Source organism: Mycobacterium sp. IDUB_24, assembly GCF_055419385.1.
This window is the reverse complement of sequence record NZ_JBVAXO010000002.1, coordinates 616047-641581: the sequence shown is the minus strand read 5'-3', so window position 1 is coordinate 641581 and position 25535 is coordinate 616047. Positions and strand designations below refer to the sequence as shown.

At 67.3% G+C, this 25535-nt stretch carries 23 protein-coding genes; 2 read left to right on the top strand and 21 right to left on the bottom strand.

Features of this window, described 5'->3' with window-relative positions:
* Positions 1–3 precede the first annotated feature (3 nt).
* The 14 genes from ACZYZF_RS10770 to ACZYZF_RS10705 form a co-directional block, all read right to left on the bottom strand.
* Positions 4–309, bottom strand: a complete 306-nt coding sequence (locus ACZYZF_RS10770; protein WP_463744909.1) for a type VII secretion target — start codon at positions 307–309, stop codon at positions 4–6.
* A gap of 37 nt (positions 310–346) precedes the next feature.
* Complete coding sequence (gene glmM / locus ACZYZF_RS10765) at positions 347–1687, bottom strand: phosphoglucosamine mutase (protein ID WP_463835627.1); 1341 nt, start codon at positions 1685–1687, stop codon at positions 347–349.
* 141 nt (positions 1688–1828) lie between these two features.
* Entirely contained in the window at positions 1829–2257 is a 429-nt protein-coding gene (locus tag ACZYZF_RS10760; RefSeq protein WP_463835625.1) for a hypothetical protein, read from the bottom strand.
* Between the two features lie 330 nt (positions 2258–2587).
* On the bottom strand, positions 2588–3028 hold the full coding sequence (gene rpsI / locus ACZYZF_RS10755; RefSeq protein WP_463745291.1) for a 30S ribosomal protein S9: 441 nt from the start codon (positions 3026–3028) through the stop codon (positions 2588–2590).
* 59 nt (positions 3029–3087) lie between these two features.
* On the bottom strand, positions 3088–3531 hold the full coding sequence (gene rplM, locus ACZYZF_RS10750; RefSeq protein ID WP_454788774.1) for a 50S ribosomal protein L13: 444 nt from the start codon (positions 3529–3531) through the stop codon (positions 3088–3090).
* Positions 3532–3712: 181 nt separating this feature from the next.
* Positions 3713–4999 carry an HAD family hydrolase gene (locus ACZYZF_RS10745; RefSeq protein WP_463835623.1) on the bottom strand — a complete coding sequence of 429 codons (1287 nt, stop codon included), beginning with the start codon at positions 4997–4999 and terminating at the stop codon, positions 3713–3715.
* Between the two features lie 22 nt (positions 5000–5021).
* The gene (gene eutC / locus ACZYZF_RS10740) at positions 5022–5795 is read right to left on the bottom strand and encodes an ethanolamine ammonia-lyase subunit EutC (RefSeq protein ID WP_463835622.1); all 774 of its coding nucleotides are present in this window, start codon (positions 5793–5795) and stop codon (positions 5022–5024) included.
* Positions 5792–7207 carry an ethanolamine ammonia-lyase subunit EutB gene (locus ACZYZF_RS10735; RefSeq protein ID WP_463744915.1) on the bottom strand — a complete coding sequence of 472 codons (1416 nt, stop codon included), beginning with the start codon at positions 7205–7207 and terminating at the stop codon, positions 5792–5794. The genes eutC and ACZYZF_RS10735 overlap by 4 nt, the downstream gene beginning before the upstream one ends.
* Positions 7204–8616: an ethanolamine permease gene (eat, locus tag ACZYZF_RS10730; RefSeq protein ID WP_463835620.1), complete on the bottom strand. Its 1413-nt coding sequence runs from the start codon at positions 8614–8616 to the stop codon at positions 7204–7206. Before eat ends, ACZYZF_RS10735 begins: the two co-directional genes overlap by 4 nt.
* Before the next feature lie 220 nt (positions 8617–8836).
* Entirely contained in the window at positions 8837–9220 is a 384-nt protein-coding gene (locus tag ACZYZF_RS10725) for a glycerol dehydratase reactivase beta/small subunit family protein (RefSeq protein ID WP_463835619.1), read from the bottom strand.
* Entirely contained in the window at positions 9186–11045 is a 1860-nt protein-coding gene (locus tag ACZYZF_RS10720; protein WP_463835618.1) for a diol dehydratase reactivase subunit alpha, read from the bottom strand. Before ACZYZF_RS10720 ends, ACZYZF_RS10725 begins: the two co-directional genes overlap by 35 nt.
* Complete coding sequence (locus ACZYZF_RS10715) at positions 11045–11638, bottom strand: propanediol/glycerol family dehydratase medium subunit (RefSeq protein ID WP_463835617.1); 594 nt, start codon at positions 11636–11638, stop codon at positions 11045–11047. Before ACZYZF_RS10715 ends, ACZYZF_RS10720 begins: the two co-directional genes overlap by 1 nt.
* A gap of 1 nt (position 11639) precedes the next feature.
* Positions 11640–13352 (bottom strand): propanediol/glycerol family dehydratase large subunit, encoded by a 1713-nt coding sequence (locus ACZYZF_RS10710; RefSeq protein WP_463835616.1) that lies wholly within the window; start codon positions 13350–13352, stop codon positions 11640–11642.
* Positions 13353–13361: 9 nt separating this feature from the next.
* Complete coding sequence (locus tag ACZYZF_RS10705; RefSeq protein ID WP_463835615.1) at positions 13362–13790, bottom strand: diol dehydratase small subunit; 429 nt, start codon at positions 13788–13790, stop codon at positions 13362–13364.
* 137 nt (positions 13791–13927) lie between these two features.
* Between ACZYZF_RS10705 and ACZYZF_RS10700 the strand changes: the two genes are divergently transcribed.
* Positions 13928–14632 carry a (2Fe-2S)-binding protein gene (locus tag ACZYZF_RS10700; protein ID WP_463835614.1) on the top strand — a complete coding sequence of 235 codons (705 nt, stop codon included), beginning with the start codon at positions 13928–13930 and terminating at the stop codon, positions 14630–14632.
* 5 nt (positions 14633–14637) lie between these two features.
* On the opposite strand, the gene ACZYZF_RS10695 is transcribed toward ACZYZF_RS10700, so the two are convergent.
* The 3 genes from ACZYZF_RS10695 to ACZYZF_RS10685 all read right to left on the bottom strand — a co-directional run bounded on the left by ACZYZF_RS10695 (position 14638) and on the right by ACZYZF_RS10685 (position 18060).
* Positions 14638–15051, bottom strand: coding sequence for a GlcG/HbpS family heme-binding protein (locus ACZYZF_RS10695; RefSeq protein WP_463744923.1), 414 nt, complete (start codon positions 15049–15051; stop codon positions 14638–14640).
* 85 nt (positions 15052–15136) lie between these two features.
* Complete coding sequence (gene adh, locus ACZYZF_RS10690) at positions 15137–16660, bottom strand: aldehyde dehydrogenase (protein WP_463835612.1); 1524 nt, start codon at positions 16658–16660, stop codon at positions 15137–15139.
* Positions 16661–16755: 95 nt separating this feature from the next.
* Complete coding sequence (locus ACZYZF_RS10685) at positions 16756–18060, bottom strand: helix-turn-helix domain-containing protein (protein WP_463835877.1); 1305 nt, start codon at positions 18058–18060, stop codon at positions 16756–16758.
* A 283-nt stretch (positions 18061–18343) separates the two neighbouring features.
* Here ACZYZF_RS10685 and ACZYZF_RS10680 point away from each other — a divergent pair, with 283 nt between their 5' ends.
* Positions 18344–19726: a DEAD/DEAH box helicase gene (locus tag ACZYZF_RS10680; RefSeq protein ID WP_463835876.1), complete on the top strand. Its 1383-nt coding sequence runs from the start codon at positions 18344–18346 to the stop codon at positions 19724–19726.
* Positions 19727–19814: 88 nt separating this feature from the next.
* Here ACZYZF_RS10680 and ACZYZF_RS10675 read toward each other — a convergent pair whose 3' ends face one another.
* The 4 genes from ACZYZF_RS10675 to eccCb form a co-directional block, all read right to left on the bottom strand.
* A complete protein-coding gene (locus tag ACZYZF_RS10675; RefSeq protein ID WP_463744925.1) occupies positions 19815–20111 on the bottom strand; it encodes a WXG100 family type VII secretion target in 297 nt (98 codons plus the stop codon).
* 12 nt (positions 20112–20123) lie between these two features.
* The gene (locus tag ACZYZF_RS10670) at positions 20124–20447 is read right to left on the bottom strand and encodes a WXG100 family type VII secretion target (protein ID WP_463835611.1); all 324 of its coding nucleotides are present in this window, start codon (positions 20445–20447) and stop codon (positions 20124–20126) included.
* Between the two features lie 77 nt (positions 20448–20524).
* Positions 20525–21655, bottom strand: a complete 1131-nt coding sequence (locus ACZYZF_RS10665) for a type VII secretion-associated protein (protein ID WP_463744927.1) — start codon at positions 21653–21655, stop codon at positions 20525–20527.
* A 26-nt stretch (positions 21656–21681) separates the two neighbouring features.
* Entirely contained in the window at positions 21682–25449 is a 3768-nt protein-coding gene (gene eccCb / locus ACZYZF_RS10660) for a type VII secretion protein EccCb (RefSeq protein WP_463835610.1), read from the bottom strand.
* Positions 25450–25535: the final 86 nt, after the last annotated feature.

The window sequence follows — 25535 nt, the reverse complement described above, 5'->3', positions numbered from 1 at the left end:
GGCTCAACGCACCCGGGCCGCAGCACGCGCGTCGGCAACCGCGTACCGATCGATCGAGCTGCGCAACACGGCCGCGACCTCGGCACTGGCCCGTGACCACCGGCGCAACCCGTCCGTCACCTCATCCACGGCGGTCCGCACCGCGTCCCCGTCGGCAACGTGGGCGTGCCCGGCGGACGCACCGTCGAACACGGGCCCACGCAGGCGGTCACGCACCACTGAATCGAGATCGTCGGCAACGGCGTCGTATCCGGCGGCCACGGACGCCAGTGCCGCGCCGTCAAGACTGGCGGCAGTTACATCTCCCATGCCCGGTTTAGACGCAGCCGGGCACCGTCCGGTTCCCTCAGGCCGATTGCCCGCTGACCGAATCGGCCACCCGAACGGCGACCATCCTGGCCGTGTTCTCGTCGGCCGCCTCGACCATCACCCGAACCACCTGCTCGGTACCCGAGGGCCGCAACAGGATTCGGCCTGTGTCCCCCAACTCGGCCTCGGCCTGGGCCACGGCAGACTGCACGGACGGCGCTTTCGCCACCGCAGCCTTGTCATCGACCGCAACATTGATCAGGACCTGGGGCAGGGTGCGCATCGGCGCGGCAAGCGTCGCCAGCGTTGCGCGGGTCTGGGCCATCCGGGACATCAACCGCAGACCGGTGACGATGCCGTCTCCGGTGGTGCCCAAACCGGGCAAGACGATGTGACCCGACTGCTCACCACCGAGGGAGAACTCGCCGGACCGCAGTTCCTCCAGGACGTAGCGGTCCCCGACACCGGTGGTGCGGACCTCGATACCGGCCGCCCGCATGGCGATGTGCAAGCCGAGATTGCTCATCACCGTGGCCACCAGGGTGTCCGACGCCAACTCGCCGGCGTCCTTCATGGCCAGCGCCAGCACCACCATGATCGCGTCGCCGTCGACGACCTGGCCCGCAGCGTCCACGGCCAGGCACCGGTCGGCGTCGCCGTCGTGGGCCAGGCCCAGATCGGCGCCGTGCTCGAGGACTGCCGCCTGCAGGACCTCCATGTGGGTGGATCCGCAGCCGTCGTTGATGTTGAGGCCGTTGGGTTCGGCGTTGATCGCGATGACGTTGGCTCCCGCGGCCCGGTAGGCCCGGGGAGCGGCCGACCACGCCGCACCGTGCGCGCAGTCGACGACCACGGTGAGTCCTTCGAGTCGGGTGGTGACGGCCTTGGAGGCGTGACGCAGGTAGCGGTCCAACGCGTCCTCGGCGTCGAGAACCCGGCCGATACCCGCCCCCGTGGGCCTACTCCCGGGACCCGCCTGGACGAGCTCTTCGATGCGGTCCTCTGCGGCATCGTCGAGCTTGTGTCCACCCGGACCGAAGATCTTGATGCCGTTGTCGGGCATCGGATTGTGCGACGCGGAGATCATCACCCCGAAATCCGCATCATAAGCACTGGTCAGGTACGCCACCGCAGGCGTCGGCAAGACACCGACCCGCAACGCGTCGACACCCTCGCTGGTGATGCCGGCGATCACCGCGGCTTCCAGCATCTCGCCACTGGCCCGCGGGTCACGGCCCACCACAGCCACCCGACGGCCGGGTCCCGCAGAGTTGCCGAGACGCCGTGCCGCCGCCGAACCGAGCGCAACCGCCAGCTCAGCGGTCAGATCGCGATTGGCGACCCCACGCACCCCATCGGTGCCGAACAGTCGACCCATGCCCTTAAACTTCTCATAATTGGCCGCCGTAAACACAACCGACGAGGTCAGCGACCATCCCGGCGCCGGATTGATACCCGTTCGAGATCCAGCGGATCACCGCCCGCGGGTCGGGCACGGGCGGTGATCGGCGACAAATCGCTAGCTGATGCCGGTGCCTGACGGCGAGTTGCTGCCTCCCGGCACCATGTTGGGTGCCGTCGTCGGCGCAACGCTGTGCGGCTCGGTCCCCTGGGAAACCCCACCCGGGCGCTCGGTCGTTCCGTTCTGGCTGAACGAGATGGTCCCGAGGTTGTTTGTGCAGACCACGTGGTCGGTGCTGTTCGCGTCGACACCTTGAACCGCGGTGGTCAACGAGGCCGTGTCGGTGTTGTCGCACACCCCTGCAGCGATCTGCGCGGCCGCGGCGTCGTCGACGTTCTCCAGGACGGAAACGTTGCCGAGGGTGAGGTTGACCTTGCCGTCTCCGGCAGTTTCGGGCGCCGCACTGGCGATACCCAGGCCGGCGGTAAACAGCAGCGATCCACCGAGCACTGCGCCCGCAGTCGCTGTCTTCGCGAAGTTCCCCACAATTACTCCTTCCGATGGGACAGCGGCACCCGGTCCCCCGACATCGCAATGACATCCACCGGCGGCAGGAAGGTCCTGCGGGCACAACCCTGCTGACACAAAGCGGTCCCCTGCTCTCCGCACAGTGGGCTTCCACGCAGCGTCTGCCGTCAAACCCGAATCCGGAAAAAAGTTGTGCCCGGTCCCGCGCCGTTTTCGACATGAGGGTCGCAAAAACCTCCAAGAGCAGCCCATACGTAGAACTCGGCGAGTCCGAGCGGACGCAAAAACAAACCCGCCGGGTGTGTGCGTGACACACCCGGCGGGTTCGTTCGACCAAATGGCGACAGATCAGCGCTTGCTGTACTGAGGCGCCTTGCGGGCCTTCTTGAGGCCGTACTTCTTGCGCTCGATGGCACGCGGGTCACGCGTCAGGAACCCGGCCTTCTTGAGTGCGGGCCGGTCCTCCGGCTGCACCAGGATCAGCGCACGGGCGATGGCCAGGCGCAGGGCACCGGCCTGGCCCGAGGGGCCGCCACCATCGAGGTGGGCGTAGATGTCGAAGTGCTCGACCCGGTCGACGGTCACCAGCGGGGCCTTGATCAGCTGCTGGTGCACCTTGTTCGGGAAGTAGTTCTCCAGCGTGCGGCCGTCCAGGTTGAACTTGCCGGTGCCGGGCACCAGGCGCACCCGCACCACGGCCTCCTTGCGGCGGCCGACGGTCTGGATCGGACGGTCGATGATGATCGGCTCGCGGTGATCCTGCTCCGCCACCTCGACGGTTTCGGTCACGGCTTCGACGTCGGCTTCGACAGCCTCGGTGTTCTCACTGCCGTTCTCAATCGTTTCGGTCACTGGGCCACCTGCTTGATCTCGTACGGAACCGGCTGCTGCGCGGCGTGCGGATGATCCGGACCGGCGTAGACCTTGAGCTTCTTCTGGATCTGCCGACCAAGCTTGGTGTGGGGCAGCATGCCGAGGATCGCGTTCTCGACGACGCGGGTCGGGTGCTTCTGCAGCAGGTCACCGATCGCGCGCTTGCGCAGACCGCCCGGGTAACCCGAGTGGCTGTAAGCGAACTTGTTGGTGAGCTTGTTGCCGCTGACGGCAATCTTCTCGGCGTTGATGACGATGACGAAGTCGCCACCATCGACATTCGGCGTGAATGTCGGCTTGTGCTTGCCGCGGAGCAGCTTGGCTGCTTCGACGGCGAGCCGGCCGAGCACCACGTCTTGGGCGTCGATGACATACCACGAACGTGTGGTGTCACCCGCCTTCGGCGTGTACGTAGGCACAGCGCATACCTCTTCTTCTCGGGTTTGACCCCGGGGTGACCCGGGTGCCGGTCTGGTGGGCGCGCTACGACGTTCCGGCGACCGACGTTGACCCGGAACCGCATGCCCAAAAGGGCAGCACACACCAACGGAGCAGCTTACCTGTGGGCGTCCATGCAGGTCAAAACGCGGCTTCCAGGGTCTAGGAGACGGAATCCTGCTGGTCGGGCACCACGCTTCCGTCCGGACGGTGCAGCGGGGCCTCCTTGCCGCTGGGCTCGATAAAGCCCTCCGTCGCGCACTCGTACGCGTCGCCCTGCTTCTTCTTCGGGTCGATGAACATCGGATTGACCACCCAGCGACCGTCGGCGTTGTCGTAGGCCGTGCACATCAACTCGGTCTTGTTGCGGTTGAGCACCAGCCGCAGCGCCGTCGCATCGGTGAGGAACGTGACGTCGGTATCGGAGTCGCCTGCGCCGAAGGCCGCGCGTTTCGACTCGGGCTGCTGTTGGAACGCGGCCGGCCCCGTGACGCCGAAGACATCCTCGTTCACCCGGCACCGCTTGCCCTCGATGTACGGGATAGCCGTCTCGCCGCCGCACGGCACCAGCTTCGAGGTGAGCACGTCACCGCCGCGTTCGGTCCGCACCCCCATCACCTTGTCCGGGGTGAAACCGAGATCGGCCGCCCACACGCGCACGACCGGCTCAGCCGACGCGGAGATGATGCGGACGTCGAAACCGTTGGCGCGCAAGGTTTCCACGAGATCGCGCATCTGCGGGTAGTAGCGCACCCAGCCGGTCTCGTCACCGCTGCCGACCTTCTGCTCCGTGCCCTCGGGCGCGTCGAGGTTCTCCTTGCGGGCGGCCTCGGCGAAACCGGTCAGCTCGGATTCGGGCCAGCCGGCCAGCATCTGCGCGGCCCAGGCATACGAGGGCTCGAACCGACGGGCGTTGAACCCGGCGAACGCCGGCTCGTCGGCACGCGTCTCACCGTCGGTGTAGACCGACAGCAGCTCGTCGGCGCAGCCTAGGTCGGTGTTGGTCGGCATCGGCCGGCCGGGAGTGGCAGCGGCGCACGCCTTGGCCAGCGCCGCCGCGGCCTGCGGTGTGAGGTAGGGGCTGGTGCTCGCCCAGTCGCCGCCCGCGGGGGCCCGCAGCTTGCCGTTGCGCACCATCCAGAAGAAGGTCGCGTCACCGATGTCGTTCTTGACCACGGTGTTGTCCCAGTCGAACAGCGCCAGCGGCGCACCGTCGGCCACCGATCCGTTGGCCCCGCAGGTTCCCAACTCGGCGAGCATCGCGTCGATGCGGTCCCGGTTGTCGCCGTACCAGCCGGGGTTCTCCGCCAGCGTGCGACAGCCGGCGGCGGGAGTGGCGGCCGAGGTGGCCGACGACTGCGACGACTCGGTTCCGGAGCCGCACCCGGCGACGGTCAGCACCGCGGTCACCGCGGCGACGAGAAGGGACAGCGGTGCGCGTGAGGTCATCAAGGGTTCCCGTCTGGTGGGTTCAGGTGAGTTCGACGACACCCGGGGTGCCGAGCGCCGAGGTCCGTGAGGTGTCCTTCAGGTCGACGCCGGAGCGGCCCAGCGCCCGCGCACCGTCGACCAGTCCGGCCGCCACCTTCGCGGCTTCGGCGTATCCGAGGCCGTCGGGCGGGTGGATGTTGGAGATGCAGTTGCGATCGGCGTCGGTGCGGCCGGGCATCGGCAGGTGGGTCAGGTAGATGCCGAGGCTGTCGGCGACGCTCAGACCCGGCCGCTCCCCGATGATCACGAGCAGAGTTCGGACGCGCGACTGTGCCCCTATGTGGTCGCCGAGGGCCACGCGGGCCTGCGTGGCAATCACGGGCGGGGCCAGGGTGTAGCGGTCCTGCAGCTGGGCCACCAACGCCGCGAGCAGTGTCGCGCCGTGCCGATCCAGGGCAGTCGGCGACAGCCCGTCGGCCAGCACGAAACCGATATCGGCCGGGGTGTCGGGCACGTGCATGCCGTCGGCGGGCTGCCGTCCCAGATCCGGGCGGCGCAGATACTCGTCACGTGAGGTGGCCCGGCTGGTCACCACGGTCGGCTCACCGATACCCACCTCGAGGAGAGCTTCCCTGAGGCGATCTACGTCCAGCGGCACGTGCACCGCATCGCGCGCGGCGGCATGCGCCGCGCCCAGTTCGAGCACCCGGCGGGTGGGCAGTGCGTTGCCGGCCCGGCCCAGCCCGATCCTGGCCTGTGTGGTCTTACGCAGCTCATCCCAGAACTCTTGAACCGCAACCTCATTGGGGCTCATGACGTCTCCGCGGAGGTAAGGGACCGCAGCACCGAACGCTCCAGGTCGAACGGGGTCAGCTTGCCGGAGTCATCGACCATGCCCACGCTGCGCAGCCACGCCTCGAACTCGGCGGCGGGCCGCAGGCCCAGCGTGCGCCGGGTGGTCAGCACGTCGTGGAACGACAGGCTCTGGTAGCCGAGCATCACGTCGTCGGCGCCCGGCACGGTGATGACGAACGCCACTCCCGCCGCGGCCAACAACGTCAGCAGGGTGTCCATGTCGTTCTGGTCGGCCTCAGCGTGGTTGGTGTAACAGACATCCACCCCCATCGGCAGGCCGAGCAGCTTGCCGCAGAAGTGATCCTCCAGACCGGCCCGGATGATCTGCTTGCCGTCGTAGAGGTACTCCGGTCCGATGAACCCGACGACCGTGTTCACGAGCAGCGGTTGCAGGTCGCGGGCGACCGCGTAGGCGCGGGTCTCCAGGGTCTGCTGGTCCACCGGTTTGCCGCCGACACCCAGATGCGCACCGGAGCTGAGCACCGAGCCCTGCCCCGTCTCCAGGTACATGACGTTGTCGCCGACGGTGCCGCGGCGCAGGCTGCGCGCCGCCTCGTTGCCTTCCCGCAGCAGCTGCAGGTTCACTCCGAATGCGGAGTTGGCCCCTTCTGTGCCCGCGACGGACTGGAACATCAGGTCCACCGGCGCCCCGGCCTCGACCAACCCGATCGTCGTGGTGACATGGGACAGCACGCACGACTGGGCGGGAATGTCGTAGCGCGTGCGGATCGAGTCGAGCAGGTAGAGCAGGTCCGCGGTGGCCTGCGGCGAGTCGGTCGCCGGGTTGATCCCGATCACCGCGTCACCGCAGCCCAGCAGCAGCCCGTCGAGCACCGCCGCCGCGATCCCCCGAGGGTCGTCGGTGGGATGGTTGGGCTGCAGCCGGGTGGCCAGGGTGCCGCGGGCACCGACGGTGGTCCGGAACGCCGCGGTCACCTCCGCGGCGGCCGACACCGCGATCAGGTCCTGGTTGCGCATGATCTTGCTGACCGCCGCAACCATTTCCGGGGTCAGCCCCGGGGACACAGCGGCCAGCCGCTCGGCGCTGTGATCATGCGCCGCGGTGTCCATCAGCCAGTCCCGCAGCCCACCGACGGTCAGGTGCGAGATCTCCGAAAAGGCTTGGCGGTCATGGCTGTCCATGATGAGCCGGGTCACCTCGTCGGTGTCGTACGGCACCAGTTCCTCGTTGAGGAAGACCTCCAGCGGCAGGTCGGCGAGCACCCAGGCGGCCGCGGCGCGTTCACCGTCGTGCTCGGCCGCGCAGCCGGCGAGTTGATCGCCGGAGCGCAGCGGGGTGGCCTTGGCCATCACCTCGACCAGACCGTCGAAGCCGTAGTTCACCCCCGAGACCTGCTGGTGGTACTTCATTTCAGGGCACTCTCCGCCTCCGCGAGCATCGCGAACTCCTCGTCGGGCGAGTTGGCCACCAGGCGGTGGCGGCTGTAGAGCGCGAAGTAGAGCATGAACGCGGCGAACACGCCCAGGCACAGACCGGCCGCCACGGGGTTCACCAGGAAGGTCGCAATGACCGCGAAAACTGCAATGACGAGGGCGATTCCGGTGGTGATCGCACCGCCCGGGGTGCGGTATGGCCGCGGCATCTTGGGTTCGCGGATGCGCAGCACGATGTGGCTGGTCATCATCAACACATAGCTCAGCGCGGCGCCGAAGACCGCCATGTTGAGCAACAGGTCGCCCTTACCGGTCAGGGACAGCAGGAAGCCGATGACGCCGGGGATGATCAGAGCCAGTGTCGGCGCCTTGCGCGAATTCGTCACCGACAAAGCCCTGGGCAGGTAGCCCGCACGCGACAGGGCGAAGAGTTGACGCGAGTAGGCGTAGATGATCGAGAAGAAGCTCGCGATCAGCCCGGCCAGTCCGATGTAGTTGACCAGCTTGGACGCGGTGCCGTGGCCCAGCGCCTCGACCAGCGGGTTGCCCGAGGCCGACATCTCGTCGGCGCCACCGGCGCCGGTGGCCAGGATCAGCACCGCCGCGCAGGTGACCAGCAGGACGCCCATCCCGGCGATGATGCCGCGGGGGACGTTGCGTTCCGGGTTGGCGGTTTCCTCGGCCGCCAGCGGAACGCCCTCGATTGCGAGGAAAAACCAGATGGCGAACGGGATCGCGGCCCAGATGCCCAGGTATCCGTGTGGCAGGAACGCCGACGCCCCAGCTGCTCCGCCGTCCACCGCGATGTTGGTCAGGTTCGACACGTCGAAATGGCCGATGGCGGCGATCGCGAAGACCAGCAGGCCCAGCAGGGCGATCGCGGTGATGACGAACATGACCTTGAGCGCCTCACCGACGCCCGACAGATGTATCCCGATGAACAGGGCGTAAGCCGCGAGGTAGACCCACCAGCCGTTGGTGATCCCGAACAACCCCAGCGATTCCACGTAGGCGCCGATGAAGGTGGCGATGGCCGCAGGCGCGATCGAATACTCGATGAGGATCGCTGTGCCGGTGGCGAACCCGCCCCACGGCCCGAGCGCGCGCCGGGCGAATGTGTACCCGCCGCCCGCCGCGGGCAGCGCCGAGGACAGCTCCGCCATGCCCAGCACGAGGGCCAGATACATGCCGGCGATGATCACGGCGGCGATCGCCAGGCCACCGAAGCCGCCCTGCGCCAGGCCGAAGTTCCACCCTGAATAGTCGCCGGACACCACGTAGCTGACGCCCAGGCCGGCCAGCAAGAGCCAGCCCGCACTTCCGGATTTGAGCTGACGCTTCCGCAGATAGTCAGCGCTCTCCAGGTGTTCTTCCACACCCGCCATTTCAAACTCCTTCATGGACAACGTTTTCGTATGTCTCGTATTGATGCCGTCACCTGTTGACGGCTTTTCCACGCGGTGGCCGACCTTTAACCCGGCAACGCTGCCGGCCCGGCGCAAGATCTCGGGCGAGCTGACCTTCCAAAGGTATGAAACTCAACCTTTAATCGAAGATTATTGCCCCACTACGCGGCGGTGTCTACCCCAATGGCCAGTTTCGTTGTCAATCGTCGGGTTTGAGCGGAACGCCGACCACGATCCGGGCCGCGTTGTGCCCCAATACCCGCACAACCGCAGAGCTGGCTCCTTCACCAGAGGACAACTCGGGCAACGGATCTGACAGTTTGGCATGTTGCACGCACACTTCACCTCGCAGGCCGACGCCCACCCCGACATGCAGCGGTGACCTGAGCGCCGCGCGGCGGGCCAGTTCGGCCGCCGACACCTCGGAGTCGCAAGGAACCAGCATGTGCGGAACACCTTCTTCCTCGATGCCCGCCAACACGTCGCGTTCGACATCCCGGCTGCCCGAACTCAGCACCACGATCGCGGGACGATCGGGTTGACCACCGCTACGCACTGACACCCGCTCCGACCAGCCGAGCATGCGACGCCACCAAGCCAGTGGCCACCGCATTGCGCGGCCCTTCTGACCCACGCACATTTCCTGTGCCGCAGACGATTCCGAAGGGAGCAAGGGCATCCGCGATGAGTTCTGGAATCTCGAAGTCCAGCGCGCACCCACCGAGCAGCACCACGAACCCGATCTGACGCAGGTCGCCACCTGGAGCGACGGACCGCAGTGCGCGCAGCGCATTGACCACGAAGACCCGCTCCTTGGCCGCACGGCGCACCAACCTGACCCGGTCCATGGAATGCCGGGTCGGGATCGCATTCATGCCGTACTCGGCCAGCGTGACCACCCGCGCGAACGATGCCGCGGGCAGTGGCTTCTCGAAGAACATCACGGTGCCGTTCTCCAGCCGCACATGAAAGAAGCTCTCGGCTTTGCCCAACGGTGATCGTTTGATGTCCTCGGCCAGTTCCAGGTTGTCGAGACCGAGCTCGGCGTCGATCAGCTTGGTGACCAGGTCGCCGGCGCCGGCCAGGTGCACGGCACTGATCCCGCCGTCCACCTCTATCAATGCGGCATCGGTCGACCCACCACCCAGGTCGAGCACCACGAGCGGCTTGCCGGTGCCCGGCGTGGTCAGCGCACCCAGCGCCGCCATCTCGGCCTCGACACCGCCGACCATCACCTCAACGCCTTCGGCCCCGGCGGCCCCCAACCGGGACCGAACCTCATCGGCCACGGCTCGCATTCCGCTTTCGCGCGTCCGGACCATGGCAGCCAATGCAACCGCGTTCTCCAGGGCCACCTCACCGGCCACCCCGCCACGAACCTCCTGCGGCACAAAGGTATCCACCGCAAGCAGATCCTGGATGCACACGTCGGCGAGCGCATGTCCGGAGAGCTCGGCCATGCTGTGCCGGACGTTGGCGATCATGCCGCCGGTGTTGGTGCCGGCCTCCCCCGCCACATCCGCCAGCGGAGCGACCCGCTCGACCGCGCTCATGATCTCCGGCGCACCGCGGGACACGTCGACCGATGCCCGCTTGTGCACACCGGCCAGCTCGAGCGATCCGGCCGGGATACTGCGATCAGCGACATCGCCTGCCGGAGTGCGAACCACCACCGCAGAGCGGTTGCCGGTCAGCGCCCGGGCCACCGGCGAGATCACCTTCGTGGCAGCCGCGTCCAGGTCGAAGATCGTCGCCAGCCCGTAGGCATTGGACAGGGTCCGGATCGAGTTGCCGGGCGCGGCCACTTCAACCGCGGCCAGCATGCCCAGCGGCACCGCATCGATGCGCGATACCTCATCGATCACCGGGACCACGGTGTCGAGCCGGTTGGCCACCAGCACAGCATCATCGTTGCCGAGGATCACCCCGCACACCGTCAGCCCATGGGCCGCCGCTGCATTGATCCCGCGTGCCGCGTCCTCAAAGTCCACACCCCTTGGCACCACCACGATCACTTCGGTGCCCGAAGGGGTTTGGGCGAGGGCGTCGAACGCCACGGTGACGCCCACACCGAGACCGCGACCGCCCGGAGTGCGCGGGTCATGGCCGATCATCGTCGACTCGGTGATGATGGTTTCTGTGATGGTCTCCATCGCCATGCCACTGATCACCGGCGTGGCCTCGTTCAGCAGGACGAGGTCGAGGTCGGCCAGCCGGATCGCGCTCGCCTCCAGCGCACGAACCACCGCCTGGGCCACGCCGTCGACGTTTCGAGGAGTGCCCTTGACGCCCGTTGTCGGGGTCAGCGCCGCGCCACGGAACCCGATCGAGCCGTCAGACGCGACGACTGCGGCGCTGGCCTCGGTCGTCGAGTTGCCGATGTCGACACCGACAACATTCAATGCCATCAGGTGCCCAGTGCCTCGGGGATCTGGGCGAACTCCGCGACCACCTCGACGGGGCGGGCGTTCCTGCGGATCTGCTCGGTCTCCTTCAAATGCAGCAGCGCGGCCTTGGCCTGCCAGCGGGGCCGGGCCATCTGATCGTTGAGGGTCGGAACCGGTTCGGGTGACTCACCTTTGGCGTACTGGGCGGCGTTCGACCCGATGCGGCGATAGGTCTCCAACGTCATCAGCGGGCTCTGGGGGAACAGTTCAAGGCTGGACAACCTCGGCAGGTCACGCTGATGGATCATCGATGTGCCGCGAGACAGGATTCCGATGCCGATACCTGATCCGCTGAGCCTGGCCGCTGCGTGCGCGACCACCGCGAGGTCGCTGCTGTGCCTGATACGGATGCACCGGGCGGTCACCTCCTGCTCCTCGATGCCGGCCAGGATCTGGCGGATCACCTCAGCATGGGGCAGGCCGACGATGGTCTGGCTGAAGAAGTCGGCGAACGCCGGCGAAATCGCCAGCACCACTTCATCAGAGCGCTTCCCAGGTTCTGCCGGCCGCTCGCCGGTGAATGTCAGTGTCCGCTGCCCAGTCACTGCCGACATGTCACTCGACCTCCAGTTCGGGGTTCTCGGCGCTGGTCACGTGACGTAGCCGCTTCATCTCCTCCCAGCGCGCGCCCGTGGGGCGGTAGCCGGTGCCCGGGCCCGCATAGTCATTGCGGTCGTTTATCGCAGACAACGGCTGGAGCTCGCGGGTCATGATCGCCGATGTCTGGAGCAGATCACCCGAGACCCGTTGCCGCAGAACGGCCAAAAGGTTCTCGGCGACATCGGAGAAGCCGGTCGATTCCAGTGCCTTCACCAGATCCAGTCCGGTGATGTTGCGGTCCATCACCTGCTGTGCGCCCTTGAGGTCTTCCAGGACGTCACGCGGGATCAACTCGCGGCTGCCATGCGCGTACACGGCCGTCTCGATCTCGGCGTCGGAGATGGCGGGCAGATCAAGGTATGCGAACACCGCCTGCAGAGCCTTGCCCGCGCGGTGCCGGGCAGCGAGAATCTCGGCCTCGTTGACGTGGCGCAGCCCGCCGTCGATCTGCAGGTCCCGCTGGATCGTGTTGAAGTCGTCGTAATCCTCGGCGTCCAGGTTCGATCCGGCGAACATGTCGTCGTAGTTGGGTGGCGCCGAGTAACCGGAGCAGATGAAATCAGTGCCCGGCATCAGCTGCGGCAGCAACCGTGCCACCCGGCGCATCGGTGAGTGTGAGAACGACTGGTCGTTGCCGGAAGCGCATTCCAGGTCCACCGCAGAGGCAATCAGATTTTCCGCCGCAACCGCCCGGATCCCCGCCGGGACCGCACCCGGCACGCCGATGCAGGAAATCGAACCGTTCTGCAGGCCTTGCACCCCTGCGCCTTTCGCGACCAAGATGCACCGGATCTCCAGGTACAGCATGGAGCGGCCCTCGGCGTTGCCCATCTGCACCTCGGAACCGGTGCCCGAGGTGAAGCGCATCTTGATGCCACGCGAGGCATAGGCCGCGGCCAGGAAGGCTTTCGACCACGGGGTGTCATCACCGTCGACGAACACCGACTCCGTGCCGTAGACCGAGATGGTCTCGGCGTAGGCGGTGATGCCGCGCATGCCGAGTTCGAGTTCGGTGGCCTCCTCGAGGGCGCACTGGGTGAGGCGTCCACCACAGCCGACCTGGCTGCCGATCTGCTGCGCCATTGCCACCAGTGGGGCGTAGCGAACTACACCCAAAGTGGTTTCCACTTCCGAGAATCCGCGCAGCGATGCCTCGGCGGCTTCACAGGCGACCTGGAGCGGGTTGTCCCGGGCACTGGTGCAGTGCGCCTGGTTCGCCGGAGTGCGGCGGGCACGCATCTTCTGCATCCCCATCATGATCTCGACGATGTTCAGCGTCTTTGCCACTTCGAGCAGCTTGGCCGGGGTCAGTGCCGTGGTCACCGCGATCACCTCGTCGCGGGCCACGTAAGGGTCGACCAGCATCCGGCCGATTTCGGCGGCCGGGATCTCCATCGCCTGTTCGGTGGTCGCGGCGTCGATGGCGTGATCGGCGATGAACTGGTCGATGAAATCGAACTCGGCGCGGGTCCGACCGTCCATCTCGACGATCACCCCGTCGACGACGCGCACGCTGGGCGCGGGATCGAATGCGCTGTCCAGCGCCACCATGCCCACCTCGGGCCATTCCTCGACGAAGCCGTCGAGGTTGACGGGACGGTCTTCCAGTACCTTCGTCCGCTCGGACTGGCGTCTGCCGTCAACGCCGAGATTTCTGGCTGTCGTCACAGGTGTCTCCTACTCGCTCGTGGCCAGAATGTCGCGGCGCTCGTATACGTCGGCGGCCTCGCGCACCAGCCCGGCCAACAGAGTTGCGCCGTACTGCGTGTCGAGTTCGTCGGCGATCGAGTCGAGCTCAGCCTTGGACGATGCGTTGGGCCGCAACGCGTTGTAGATCTGCAGCACCCGCTCGTCACTGATCGCGGTCATCTCCGCCGCGCGACGCAGATTGCCGCCGAGCTGCTTGCGGCCGACCTTCTCCGCGATCTGCGCCTGCAATCGCAGTGTCTGCGGGGTGATGCGCAGGTCCGATGCCTCCACATCACCGGCCATCACCGCCTCCATGGTGATGGCGTCGATCGGCCTGCCGTTGGGGGTGAAGAGCAGGTCCTTGCGATTGCTGCTCAGCGGATAGTCCACCGAGGGATCGAGGATCGGTTCTGTCATGCATTGCTCCCAACTGGTGTGACTCGGCCAGTGCGTCTGCTCGATTGTGCGCTGCATCACGTTGCATGAGGGTTGCGCCGCAGGTCAGTGGCCCGATCCGGGTTGGGGCTGTGAGCAGGGGCTAGATTGTGCCGACGATGGACGTTCCCGGGTTCGAATCGCTCGCACCGCTCGGCGAGTTCTTCGCCCTGCCGGCCGCTGCCGAAGGTTCGTGGATGCCGATCACGTCCCTGCTGAGCGACGCCGCGACCGTACGCGACTACGCGTACCTGACCCGGACGGCGCTCGCGTCGTCGATGGGTGTCGCCGCAGCCGACGTGCCGCTCAAAGCGGCGGCGTCCTCGGTGCACCTGTCGGTCGCGGCCCGGCTGTTGTCCCCAGTGATCGGCGCCGCCGTATGCCTGGATGCCATCCCGCTCTTGGGGTCGGATTCCCTCTATTGGCAACAGGATTCGTCACACCGCCCGATGTTGGGTGTGGCGGACCTCGCCTGGGCGGCGGTGACCGGCCCGGCCCAGACCGCCACGCTCATCACCGATTCGCTCGTCGAGGGCGTGCTGCGTCCACTCAACGAGACCATGCGATCAGCGACAGCACTGTCACCACAGGTGCTTTGGGGCAACGTGGCGTCGGCGGCCAACGGCGCGGTAACCGTGCTGTCCATGTCCAGACCCGGCGACCAAAGGCATGGCCGCGCGTTGATCGCCGCACTGCTGAGCGCGCATCCGCTGTCCGGTACGGCCGAGATCACCAGTGGCCGGTTCATGCGCCGGAATTGCTGCCTGTTCTATCAGGTTCCGGGTGGCGGCTACTGCGGTGACTGTATTTTCACCGACTCATAGCGCCGCTACACCGGCTGCGGTTGTATTGCCGCGACACCGGCGGTCGCCACCGCCACGTCCTGCTCGACGCTGCCCGCGCTGACGCCGACCGCGCCGACCACGGCTCCGTCGACCTCCAGCAGCAGCCCGCCGCCGAACACCACGAGTCCGCCGGATGTCTGTTCCAGGCCATAGAGTTCCGCGCCCGGCTGCACCGCAGCGGTCAGCGCACTGGTGGGCAGATTCATCATCACCGACGTCCGCGCTTTGCGGATGGAGATGTCGATGCTCGCCTTGATGGCGCCATCCATCCGGGCGAACGCGACCAGATGGCCACCGTCGTCGACGACAGCGATGTTCATCGGCTGGCCGATCTCCGCCGCTTTGGCGATGGCGGCATCGATCACCTTGTGTGCGGTGTCCAGAGACAGGGATGCCACAAAAATCCTTTCAGGTGGGCGAAAGTGAGCTTGTGTGCGAGTTCTGCGGGTTTTTTCGCACACAAGCTCACGTTCGAGGGACGGCTTAGAAGAACCCCTGGGCCTTGTTGCCGTAGCTCACCAACAGGTTCTTGGTCTGCTGGTAGTGGTCGAGCATCATCTTGTGGTTCTCCCGGCCGATGCCGGACTGCTTGTAGCCGCCGAACGCCGCATGCGCGGGGTACTGGTGGTAGCAGTTGGTCCACACCCGGCCGGCTTTGATGTCCCGGCCAGCGCGGTAGGCGGTGTTGCCGTTGCGGCTCCACACGCCGGCACCCAGGCCGTACAGGGTGTCGTTGGCGATCGAGATGGCGTCGTCGTAATCGGTGAACGAGGTGACCGCCACGACCGGACCGAAGATCTCCTCCTGGAACAGTCGCATCTTGTTGTTGCCGGTGAAGATCGTCGGCGCCACATAGAACCCGCCGGCCAGATCGCCACCGAGGTCGGCCCGCTCGCCGCCGGTGATCAGTTGGGCACCTTCGGATTTCCCGATCTCGATGTAAGAGAGGATCTTCTCCAGCTGATCATTGGAGGCCTGGGCACCGATCATCGTCTCGGTGTCCAGCGGGTCACCCTGACGCACCGCCTTGGTGCGGATGGCGGCCAACTCCAGGAACTCGTCGAAGATGTCGGCCTGGATCAACGACCGCGACGGACAGGTGCACACCTCGCCCTGGTTCAGGGCGAACATGGTGAAACCTTCCAGGGCCTTGTCCTGGAAATCGTCGGCGTCGGCAAGCACGTCGGAGAAGAAGATGTTCGGGCTCTTGCCGCCCAGTTCCAGGGTCACCGGGATCAGGTTCTGGCTGGCGTACTGCATGATCAGCCGGCCCGTGGTGGTCTCGCCGGTGAACGCGATCTTGGCGATCCGGTTGCTGGACGCCAGTGGCTTGCCGCACTCGACACCGAACCCGTTGACCACGTTGATCACACCGGCCGGCAGCAGGTCGCCGATCACCGACATCAAGAAGAGCACTGAAACCGGCGTCTGCTCAGCGGGTTTGAGCACCACCGCGTTGCCCGCAGCCAGTGCCGGCGCCAGCTTCCACACCGCCATCAGGATCGGGAAGTTCCACGGGATGATCTGCCCGACCACGCCCAGCGGCTCGTGGAAGTGGTAGGCGACGGTGTCCTCGTCGATCTGCGAGAGCGAACCTTCCTGGGCGCGCAGCACACCGGCGAAGTACCGGAAGTGGTCGACCGCCAGCGGGATGTCGGCGTTCAGCGTCTCGCGGATCGGCTTGCCGTTGTCCCACGACTCGGCCAGTGCCACCGCTTCGAGGTTCTCCTCGATGCGGTCGGCGATCTTGTTGAGGATGACGGCGCGCTCGGCCGGCGAGGTCTTTCCCCACGCAGGCGCGGCCGCGTGCGCGGCATCCAGGGCCTTCTCGACGTCGGCCTCGGTGGAGCGGGCCACCTCACAGAACACCTGACCGGTGATCGGCGTGGGGTTCTCGAAGTAGCGGCCCTCGGCGGGCGCGACCCACTGTCCACCGATGTAGTTGTCGTAGCGGGCCTCGAACGACATCAGGGCGCCTTCGGCACCCGGACGTGCATAAACAGTCATGGCAATCTCCTGCATTCGGACACCAGGTGTGTCGGTCGTCACTAAAGGTACTCAGCAGCAGGTTGCAGCACAGTTGCACACGTTGGGCCGGGTGATCAGCCCAGTTCGGAATCGATCCCGGCCAGGTGACCGCGGGCCTGCGCCCTGGCCACGGGATCAGCCTCGGCATGGTCGTGCAGCACCCGCCAACCCTGACGATCGTCACGACCATCGGGCAGTGCCAACCACCGTCGCAGCAGGCCCAGGTCACCCCCGGTCAGCACCGCTTCGCGCAGGCCGGCACTCAGCTCGGTGCGCAGCCGCGCGATGGCCGGCGAGACCGATTGCGGCAACAACGCCCCCGAGTAGGCGTCCAGCGCGGCCGAGAGGTTCCCGGCCTGCAGCGCGTCGAAGACATCGCCCATGTCGCTGGCCACCGGTGCCAACAGCCGGTACGGCCGGGACTCGATGTAGGTACTGCCGATGACCCGACGCAGCCGCGACACCTCGGCTCGCACCGTGACGACGTCGAGGTCCTTGTCGTCGAGCAGCATGGCCAGGTGATCGGCACTCAGCCCCTCGGGATGGCGGATCAGCAGAACCAGGATGTCGGCGTGGCGGCCGGTCAGCCCGCTGGACTGGGAACGGCCCGCGTCGTCGATCGTCTGCCAGCGTGGGCGGTCGGCGCCCAGCACCGTCAACCGGGCGCCTTCGGGCGCCGCCGGCGTGACGGGTCCGGCGAGGCGAAGCAGGGCCAGCTGGTTCTCCACGGCGACGGCAGTCGCTCTGACCAGCGCCAATGTCTGCGGCGTCGCGACGGCTGAGCCGCCGGTCAGGTCGATGGCGCCCAGCAGCACCCCGGTGGCCGGGTCGTGCACCGGAACCGCCGAACAACTCCACGAGTGCATGATGCGGGAGAAGTGCTCGGTCCCCTGGATCTGCAGCTCACGGTCCAGCGCCAGCGCGGTGCCCGGGGCATTCGTCCCGGCCGACTGCTCGCTCCAGTCCGATCCGGGCACGAAGTTCATCGCCTCCGCCTTGCGACGAACGCCGGCGTCGCCCTCGACCCACAGCAGCGTGCCGTCGGCCGCGGTGATCGCCACCACCACTCCGGCGTCGACGGCATCGTCGACCAGCAGGCGGCGGATCAGCGGCAGGGTGGGGGCGAGCGGATGCGTATTGCGTAATTCGGTCAATGCCGCGGCCGCGGCGGCCGCGCGGGCGCCCAGATCGGGGTCCACCCCGGTGGCCAGGCTGCGCTGCCAGCTCTCGGCGATGATGCGGCGTACGGGGGTGGAATCCAGGTAATCGGCGTCTACCTGGCCTTCGATGAACAGGTCATGGACAGCACGCACCTTCGCGGGCACCGCTCGGGTCGACACCCGGCCTCCCGCGTTCCTCGATGCGGCCACGGCGATCATCTCTCCCGGCGTCGGGCCATTGGACATGGCATTCACGCGTAACCGCCAGGATAGTTGACCAGCCCGGCCTGTGATGGATACCACCAGCACCTCAACCACCAGGAATCGGGGAATCCACCCCACGACCCGTATAGTTGGACCACAGCGGCATGCCTGTTCTGCCTTTGCCGCCTTCTCGATCGTCACACCGAGCGCCGCGAGATGTCACTCGCGCCGGGCAGGACGACCGCCCTCTATTTTCGGAGCTTTCATTTTGTCTGTCCAAGAAACCCCTGGCACCGCTGTGCCCACTTTCGCCGACCTCGGCCTGCCCGCCGAGATCGTCGCCACCCTTGCGGCCAGCGGGGTCGAGACCCCGTTCCCGATCCAGGCCGCCACCCTGCCCGATTCACTGAACGGCCGCGACGTGCTGGGCCGCGGCCGCACCGGGTCGGGCAAGACCTACGCATTCCTGCTGCCCCTGGTGGCACGGTTGTCGACCAGCGGCACACGTCGCGCACCCAACCGGCCCCGTGCGCTGATCCTGGCGCCGACCCGCGAACTGGTCACCCAGATCGAGGCCTCACTGGCTCCGTTGGCCAAGGCCACCGGCCTGCGGTCGGTCAACATCTTCGGTGGTGTGGGCGCCAACCCGCAGATCTCCGCACTCCGGGGTGGCGTGGACATCGTGATCGCCTGCCCGGGCCGGCTGGAAGACCACATGCGCTCCGGCCACGCAGACCTGTCGGCGGTCGAGGTCACTGTGCTGGACGAGGCCGACCACATGGCCGATCTCGGCTTCCTGCCCGGCGTCAAGCGCCTGCTGGACCGCACGCCGAAAAACTGCCAGCGCCTGCTGTTCTCGGCCACTCTCGACGCCGGGGTCGACGTGCTGGTCAAGCGCTATCTGCACGACCCCGTGGTCCACAGTGTCGATTCGGCACAGTCACCGGTGAGTGCGATGGTGCATCACGTGCTGCACGTGGACAACGCCGCCCGGATCAACGTGGTTGCCGATCTGGCCGCCGCCCCGGGACGTACCATCGTGTTCGCCCGCACCAAGCACGGCGCGAAAAACCTGACTCGCCAACTCAATTCGCGTGGCGTCTCGGCAGTTGAGCTGCACGGCAACCTTTCTCAGAACGCCCGCACCCGCAACCTGACGGCGTTCTCCGACGGGTCGGCCGGGGTGCTGGTCGCCACCGACATCGCCGCCCGCGGTATCCACGTCGACGACGTCAGCCTCGTCGTGCACGCCGACCCGCCGGTCGAGCACAAGGCCTATCTGCACCGGTCCGGCCGTACGGCCCGCGCCGGGAACGAGGGCACCGTCGTGACGCTGATGCATGACGCGCAGGTCTCCGATGTGCGCACCCTGACCAAAAAGGCCGGAGTCAAGCCCACGATCACCCGCGTGAACAGCATCGACCATCCGGTTCTGCGTGAGATCGCACCAGGGGACCGGGTTTTCGGTGATCCGATTCGTCTCGAGCCGGCCGCCCAGGCCGCTCCGGCACCGCGGCGCCAGCCCGGTAGGTCCGGCCAGCAGCAGCGCAACCGCCCCAATGGGTCCACCCGCAACGGCGGCGGTGCCCCCGCAGCCCGATCCGGTGCCGGCGCAGGCGGACAGCGCGGTGGTGGACACCGTCGTCCCCGTCGCGGAAGCGATTCCGGCTCAGGCCGCTAGACAGAGGCCGCCAGACAGAGAAAGTGTGCGGTCCCGTTCGGTCCTCTCCACCGAACGGGACCGCACATGTCTTTCTGGGCGACCAGCGTCACGCTCCCCACGCATTGGCCGCGCTACGGTCGGTCGCGGCCACCTCGTCGGCACCGTCGCGCACCGCGTTGCCCAGGGAGAACAGGATCTCGTTGAGAGCGGCCGCGGCCTGGTTCCAGCGGGCCTGCTCGACGGCGTAGGCCTGCGCGGCCTCGCGAGTCCAGACCTGCTGCAAAGGCGCGATCTGCGAACGCAATTCATCGAGGGCAGCGTTGAAGCGGCTCGACGTGGTGTGGATCTCCTGGCGAACCGAGTACTCGATCTCGCCGAAATCGTATGACAGCACGTGTTCCATGGTCGATGCCGATCAGATGCCGTTGCCCACGGCGCCGAGCCGCTGCGCGTGAGTGGCGGCAGCGGCGCGCAGCGTGCGCTCATTGGTCCGGATGGTCTCGGCGATACGGCCCAGTGCGGTATGCAGGGTCAACGATTCGCCGTTCCAGCGGTCCACCACGTCACGGAACCGTACTGCGGCCACACCGCCCCACACCGACGGTGGCACGCTGCTCATCTTTGCGATAAAGGTCTGCAGCATGGACCGGACATCGTCGTTGAGCACGTCGATCCGGCCGGCCACGCTCGTCATTACCTCGAAATCGGTGCCCAACGGCCCCGTCAGTCCTGGTGGCATGTCCTGTGCCCTTCCGGTTTTGTCTTGCGGGATATAACAATTCGACGCAGCGGAGCTCGGTTTGGTTCCACCCGATTTCAGAACATCGCATGCGCGGATCTCGTGGCCGCCTCGCAAGCCGGGCGCACGGCCTCCTCGCGTCCCGGTGAGCTCTGGCACCCGACCGCGATCCGCACGGCACCGTCGACGAACACCGCCCAACGGATCTCCCGCCCGGTACGGACCTCCCGGTAGCTGACCACCGGCCGGGCAGCCACGACCGCGGACGGATCGAAGTCGACGAACACCCCCGCAGGCTGCTCCTGCAGAGCACGGCCCACGGTGTCGGCCAGTGTGCCGTCACCGACACCGGACTGGGTCAGATGAATCATCACCTGCGGGTCATCTGGCGAAATCACCTGAACCCGAGCCGATCCCGGCCCGTCAATCACCGGTCGAGCAGTCCAGCCGGCCGGAATCTGCATACCTACCCGGCCTTCGACGAGAACCGTCATCGAGGGGTGTTCCGCGGGTCCGCCCCGGGCGGCGAAGACGATCCCGCCGAGCACCGACGCCAGCCCCGCTGCGGCGCATGTAGCGACCCAGATCGAGTCCCTGCCGGGCCGTCGCCGCCTGCCGGCCTGCTGGTCGACCGGGATGTCCGGCGCGACGAGGGCGTCGCGCCAGGACCGGGAATCGGCCATGGTCGCCGCCACGCCGCGACGACGAAGCGCAGCCACTACCGCGTTGCCGACCCTCGCTGCTCCGGCCACCTCTTCCGGAGCGTCGACAACCACCTCTGCAGCCGTGCCGTCGATCGCCATCACGGCGCGTACCACCGCGTCGGGATTCAGATCACCTTCGGTATGGCGGGCCAGCGCGACGCCACCGGCATGCACGCGCGACACCATGACCAGCTCGTCGGCGATCTCGACCACCACCGGGGACGTACCCGACGAGCATGCGCTCAGTGCCTGAACCCGCTGCATCACCACGACTTCGGCATCCGCGGCGGCCTCCCGGACGCGGTCACGACGGTCGCGCGTCCACCACGTCGGACACACCAGGGTGAGCGCCCGTGCCCCGGCACCCGCCGCGTCGAGAACCTCGATCCACAGGTCCGACACCGCGACCGGCTCGTCGTCGACCAGGGCGATCTCGTCGTCGATACCGGCCACCGCGACTTCGGCGAGGTCTGCCGACACCGGGCCGGGTCCGCGCACGGTCACCGGTCCCACCTCGACGACGGCCGACCTCACGGCGCATCGGCCCCTGGGGGCAGGGCAACCTGAACCAGCTGATCGGGCGCCGCACGGGTGATCAACGTGCCACGCCCCGGTGGAAGGCGAATCGGCCGTACCGATCCCAGCAGCACGCCGTCGTCGGGACCGGCGCTCATCATCAGGCCCATGCAGCCGAGGTCCCTGACAGCGGCCAGCACCGGATCGAACATCGCCCGCGCCGCACCGCCGGAACGGCGGGCCAGCAGCAGGTGCAGTCCCAGGTCACGGGCGTGTGGCAGATAACTCAACAGCGATGACAGCGGATTCGACCCGCCTCCGGCCACGAGGTCGTAGTCGTCGACCACGACATAGAGCTCGGGCCCGCTCCACCAGGAACGTTCACGAAGCGCCCGCTGGGTTACCTCGGGTCCTGGCATCCGGTCCTTCAGCGTCTCAAGCACTCCCGGAAGCGCAGCGTCCAGCGCCACAACCGACGCGGCGTATCCCGCCAGATGGTCCGGTTCGACCGCGCCCAGCAGCGCACGGCGGAAATCCACGATGAGCAGCTGGACGCTCGCCGGGTCGTTGCGCGCCGCCAGGTCGCAGCACAGGGCGCGCAGCGTGGTCGACTTGCCGCATCCGGTGTCACCGAAGATCACCAGATCGGGTTGCGCGTTGAAATCGACCAACACCGGCCTGAGTTCGCGTTCACCGAGCCCCAGCAGCACCTCGGTGGCGGGTCGGATGCGAGACACCGGGCTCAGTTCGTGCCCACCCACGCGCGCCGGCAACAGCCGGACACCCGGCGCGCGGGCCCGGCCGTACTGGGCCTGCAGCGTGTCCCCGATCCGTGCCAGCGCCGCACCGATGCCGGTGTCGGACGGTGCGCCGTCCAGCCGGGGCAACGCGATCAAGAACTCGCGGCCGTCCGGCGTGAGCCCACGCCCGGGTGCGCACTGCGTCAGCTGACGCGCGCGTTTGCGGTCCATCTCCGACTCGGCCGGATCACCGAGCCGCAACTCGATGCGGGTTCCCAGCTGGTCCTTGAACGCGGGACGGAACTCCCCCCACCGCGACGCGGTCGCCACCACATGGATTCCGAGCGAAAGCCCCTGCACGGCAAGCGCAGTGATCGACGGCTCCAGAGCATCGAACTCGGTGCGGAACGTCGACCAGCCGTCGATGATCAGGAACACATCGCCCCGGGGATCATCGATCTCCCCGGCGTCGCGACGCGTCCGGTATTCAGCCATGGAACCGATGCCGAGGGCGGTGAATCGCGCCTCACGTGCGTTGACCAGTGCGTGCATCTCGGCGACGGTGCGCCGGACGAGGTCGGTATCGGAACGTCGGGCGACCGTGCCGACGTGCGGCAGCGCCTGCAGTCCACTCAACGTTCCACCACCGAAGTCCAGGCAGTAGATCGACACGTCTCGGGGATGGTGGGTGGCTGCCAGTGCCACCACCAAAGTCTTGGCAGCCGTGGACTTTCCGGATTGGGGACCACCCACGATCGCCACGTTGCCCCAGGCGCCACCCAGCGACAGCATCAGCCGGTCCCGGCGCTGCTCGAACGGGCGGTCGATCAACCCGATCGCGACGGTGAGCGGATCGGGGTCCGACAGCAGGACGTCACTGAGCGGGATGGCGTGCGGCAGCGGTGGCAGCCAAACCTGGTGTGCCGGTGCACCGTACCCGGCCAGCCGAGTGACGACCTGCTGCAGCACAGTCGTCGTGGTGGACGGCGAGGGGTCGCGGTCGGTCGACATCCAGGACACCGCGAAACGGCGGGGCGACGGCGTCTCCTGCGGCGCCGTCGGCAATTGTTCGGGCAATGAGCCGGGCGCCGAGACGAACGCCGTCTGAAACCTGAGGATCTCGCCGGACGGCGTCTTCAGGTAGGCCGCGCCCGGCGTGTTCGGAAGCTCGTACGCCTCAGGGATTCCGAGCACCGATCGGGACTCGTTGGGCGAGAAAGTCTTCAGGCATACCCGGTACGACAGGTGGCTTTCCAGGCCCCGCAGCCGGCCCTCGTCGAGGCGCTGGCTCGCCAGCAGCAGATGCATGCCCAGCGATCGTCCGAGCCGGCCGATCGCCACGAACAACTCGGCGAAATCCGGGTGTTGCTGCAGCAGTTCGGAGAACTCGTCCACCACGATGAGCAACGCGGGTAGGGCGGGAAGGTCGGTGCGGCGCCGGTACTCCGCGATGTTGGCCACGTTGCCGGCCGCCCGAAGCAGTTCCTGACGGCGGGTCATCTCCCCGACCAAGGCATCGGCCATCCGGGCCACGAGCTGCGCCTCCTCGGCCAGGTTGGTGATCAGCGCGCTGACATGATGCGACCGGTGCAGACCGAGAAATGTTGCCCCGCCTTTGAAATCGACGAGGACGAGGTTGAGCGCCTCGGGCGGATGTGTGGTGATCAACCCCAGTACCAGTGTGCGCAGAAACTCCGACTTCCCCGAACCGGTGGCACCGACACACAGCCCGTGCGGCCCCATGCCCTCCTGCGCCGCCTCCTTGAGGTCGAGGTGCAGCGGAGTACCGTCGGCACACCGGCCGACGGGAACCCGGAGGAACCGCTGCGGATCCGGTGTCGTCCACACGCTCGGTGGATCGAAGCGGGCCGGGTCGTCGATACCGATCAGCTCCGGCCAACCAGAGACCTCGGGCACCGGCGCGCAACGCCATCGCGCCAACCATCGGACGCACGTGACGGCCTGCTCATGATTCATCCGGTCGGGCCGCGCCGAGACGTCACCGAACCGCACCAGGTCGGCCTCGAGTTCCAGATGCAGGTCCGCGGTGGCGATCCCGGAATGAGTCGCGACGGTCAGCACAGTGACGCCACCACCGGGGACAGATACTACCGGGCCTGCCGTCGGGCAATCGACGATGACGACGGTATGCACCGGCGACTCCGCCACGGGCAGCGCCGTCAATGTGCGCAGCCGTAACGCGACCGGTTCACCCTGCCCAGCAGGATGCCAGTGGTGGTCAAGCCATTTCAACCAATCCCATTCACCGGCCGTCGCTACGTCGACGACCGTTGCGATGCGGAGATATCGCGGACTGTGCGCCGTAGCCAGCTGGCAGATCACCGCCCGCAGCAAGTCCCGTGCCGCGTCGACCGGCCCGCCCACCGTCACATGCTCGACGCTGCGCAAGTGCAGCGTCACCGGGACGTCTGTCACCGTCGACCGACGCCGGATCAGTTTTGCCAGAGCCGATGCCGTCACCGGATCGGCGTCCCGCCCGGGGTTGGCGCCGGTGGCTATCAGTCTGGTGGACGGCGGCCTCTCCCCCACACCGATCCGCACCTCACAGAACCCTGGGGTATCGGGGCTGCGGCGCCACATCTGCTCGCCGCCGGCCAGTGTCCACAAGCACCCCGGCTCGGGATGGGCAGCGTGCAGGCGCAGCCATTGGGTTCGGGCGGATTCACCGGCCACGGTGTCGATCCCGTCCAGGTAACGCAGGTACTCACTGCGGTCCCGGTAGAGCTGCTGGGCGCGACCGCCGTTCTTGACGCTGTAGGCGGCCGTGCCGATCGCCGACACGGCCATCATGATCGGGAACATCAGGGCGGTCGGACCACGGGTGGCGGCTGCGCCAGAGGTGACGTACAGCGCGACCATGCCGCCCATCGCGACCACGACCAGTAGCGGCAACAACCTGGTCAGCGGGCTGACCGGGTTGTCACGTGGTAGCGCAGGCGGTGCGTCGATCAGCACCTCCGTAGTCGGCGACTCCGATACGGGGAGCTCACCAGAGGCCTGCGGCGCGCGGATGGGTTCCATCGACATTTGGACGCGCGCGGGGCCTGTCGGGTTCCCGCTGCACACCGAAAAAATTGGTGCACGAGGGCGCTCGCCGAGTCGGTTAG

Excerpts from the sequence above, each read along its gene's own strand:
- ACZYZF_RS10670 (WP_463835611.1), bottom strand. The coding sequence starts at position 20,447 with ATGCCACCAGGACTGACGGGGCCGTTGGGCACCGATTTCGAGGTAATG.
- ACZYZF_RS10700 (WP_463835614.1), top strand. The coding sequence starts at position 13,928 with ATGGACGTTCCCGGGTTCGAATCGCTCGCACCGCTCGGCGAGTTCTTC.
- ACZYZF_RS10675 (WP_463744925.1), bottom strand. The coding sequence starts at position 20,111 with ATGGAACACGTGCTGTCATACGATTTCGGCGAGATCGAGTACTCGGTT.
- ACZYZF_RS10725 (WP_463835619.1), bottom strand. The coding sequence starts at position 9,220 with ATGCTCGGCTGGTCGGAGCGGGTGTCAGTGCGTAGCGGTGGTCAACCC.
- ACZYZF_RS10745 (WP_463835623.1), bottom strand. The coding sequence starts at position 4,999 with ATGACCTCACGCGCACCGCTGTCCCTTCTCGTCGCCGCGGTGACCGCG.
- ACZYZF_RS10720 (WP_463835618.1), bottom strand. The coding sequence starts at position 11,045 with ATGGCATTGAATGTTGTCGGTGTCGACATCGGCAACTCGACGACCGAG.
- ACZYZF_RS10770 (WP_463744909.1), bottom strand. The coding sequence starts at position 309 with ATGGGAGATGTAACTGCCGCCAGTCTTGACGGCGCGGCACTGGCGTCC.
- eutC (WP_463835622.1), bottom strand. The coding sequence starts at position 5,795 with ATGAGCCCCAATGAGGTTGCGGTTCAAGAGTTCTGGGATGAGCTGCGT.
- eat (WP_463835620.1), bottom strand. The coding sequence starts at position 8,616 with ATGGCGGGTGTGGAAGAACACCTGGAGAGCGCTGACTATCTGCGGAAG.
- ACZYZF_RS10705 (WP_463835615.1), bottom strand. The coding sequence starts at position 13,790 with ATGACAGAACCGATCCTCGATCCCTCGGTGGACTATCCGCTGAGCAGC.
- eccCb (WP_463835610.1), bottom strand. The coding sequence starts at position 25,449 with ATGGAACCCATCCGCGCGCCGCAGGCCTCTGGTGAGCTCCCCGTATCG.
- glmM (WP_463835627.1), bottom strand. The coding sequence starts at position 1,687 with ATGGGTCGACTGTTCGGCACCGATGGGGTGCGTGGGGTCGCCAATCGC.
- ACZYZF_RS10735 (WP_463744915.1), bottom strand. The coding sequence starts at position 7,207 with ATGAAGTACCACCAGCAGGTCTCGGGGGTGAACTACGGCTTCGACGGT.
- ACZYZF_RS10685 (WP_463835877.1), bottom strand. The coding sequence starts at position 18,060 with ATGATCGCCGTGGCCGCATCGAGGAACGCGGGAGGCCGGGTGTCGACC.
- ACZYZF_RS10715 (WP_463835617.1), bottom strand. The coding sequence starts at position 11,638 with ATGTCGGCAGTGACTGGGCAGCGGACACTGACATTCACCGGCGAGCGG.
- adh (WP_463835612.1), bottom strand. The coding sequence starts at position 16,660 with ATGACTGTTTATGCACGTCCGGGTGCCGAAGGCGCCCTGATGTCGTTC.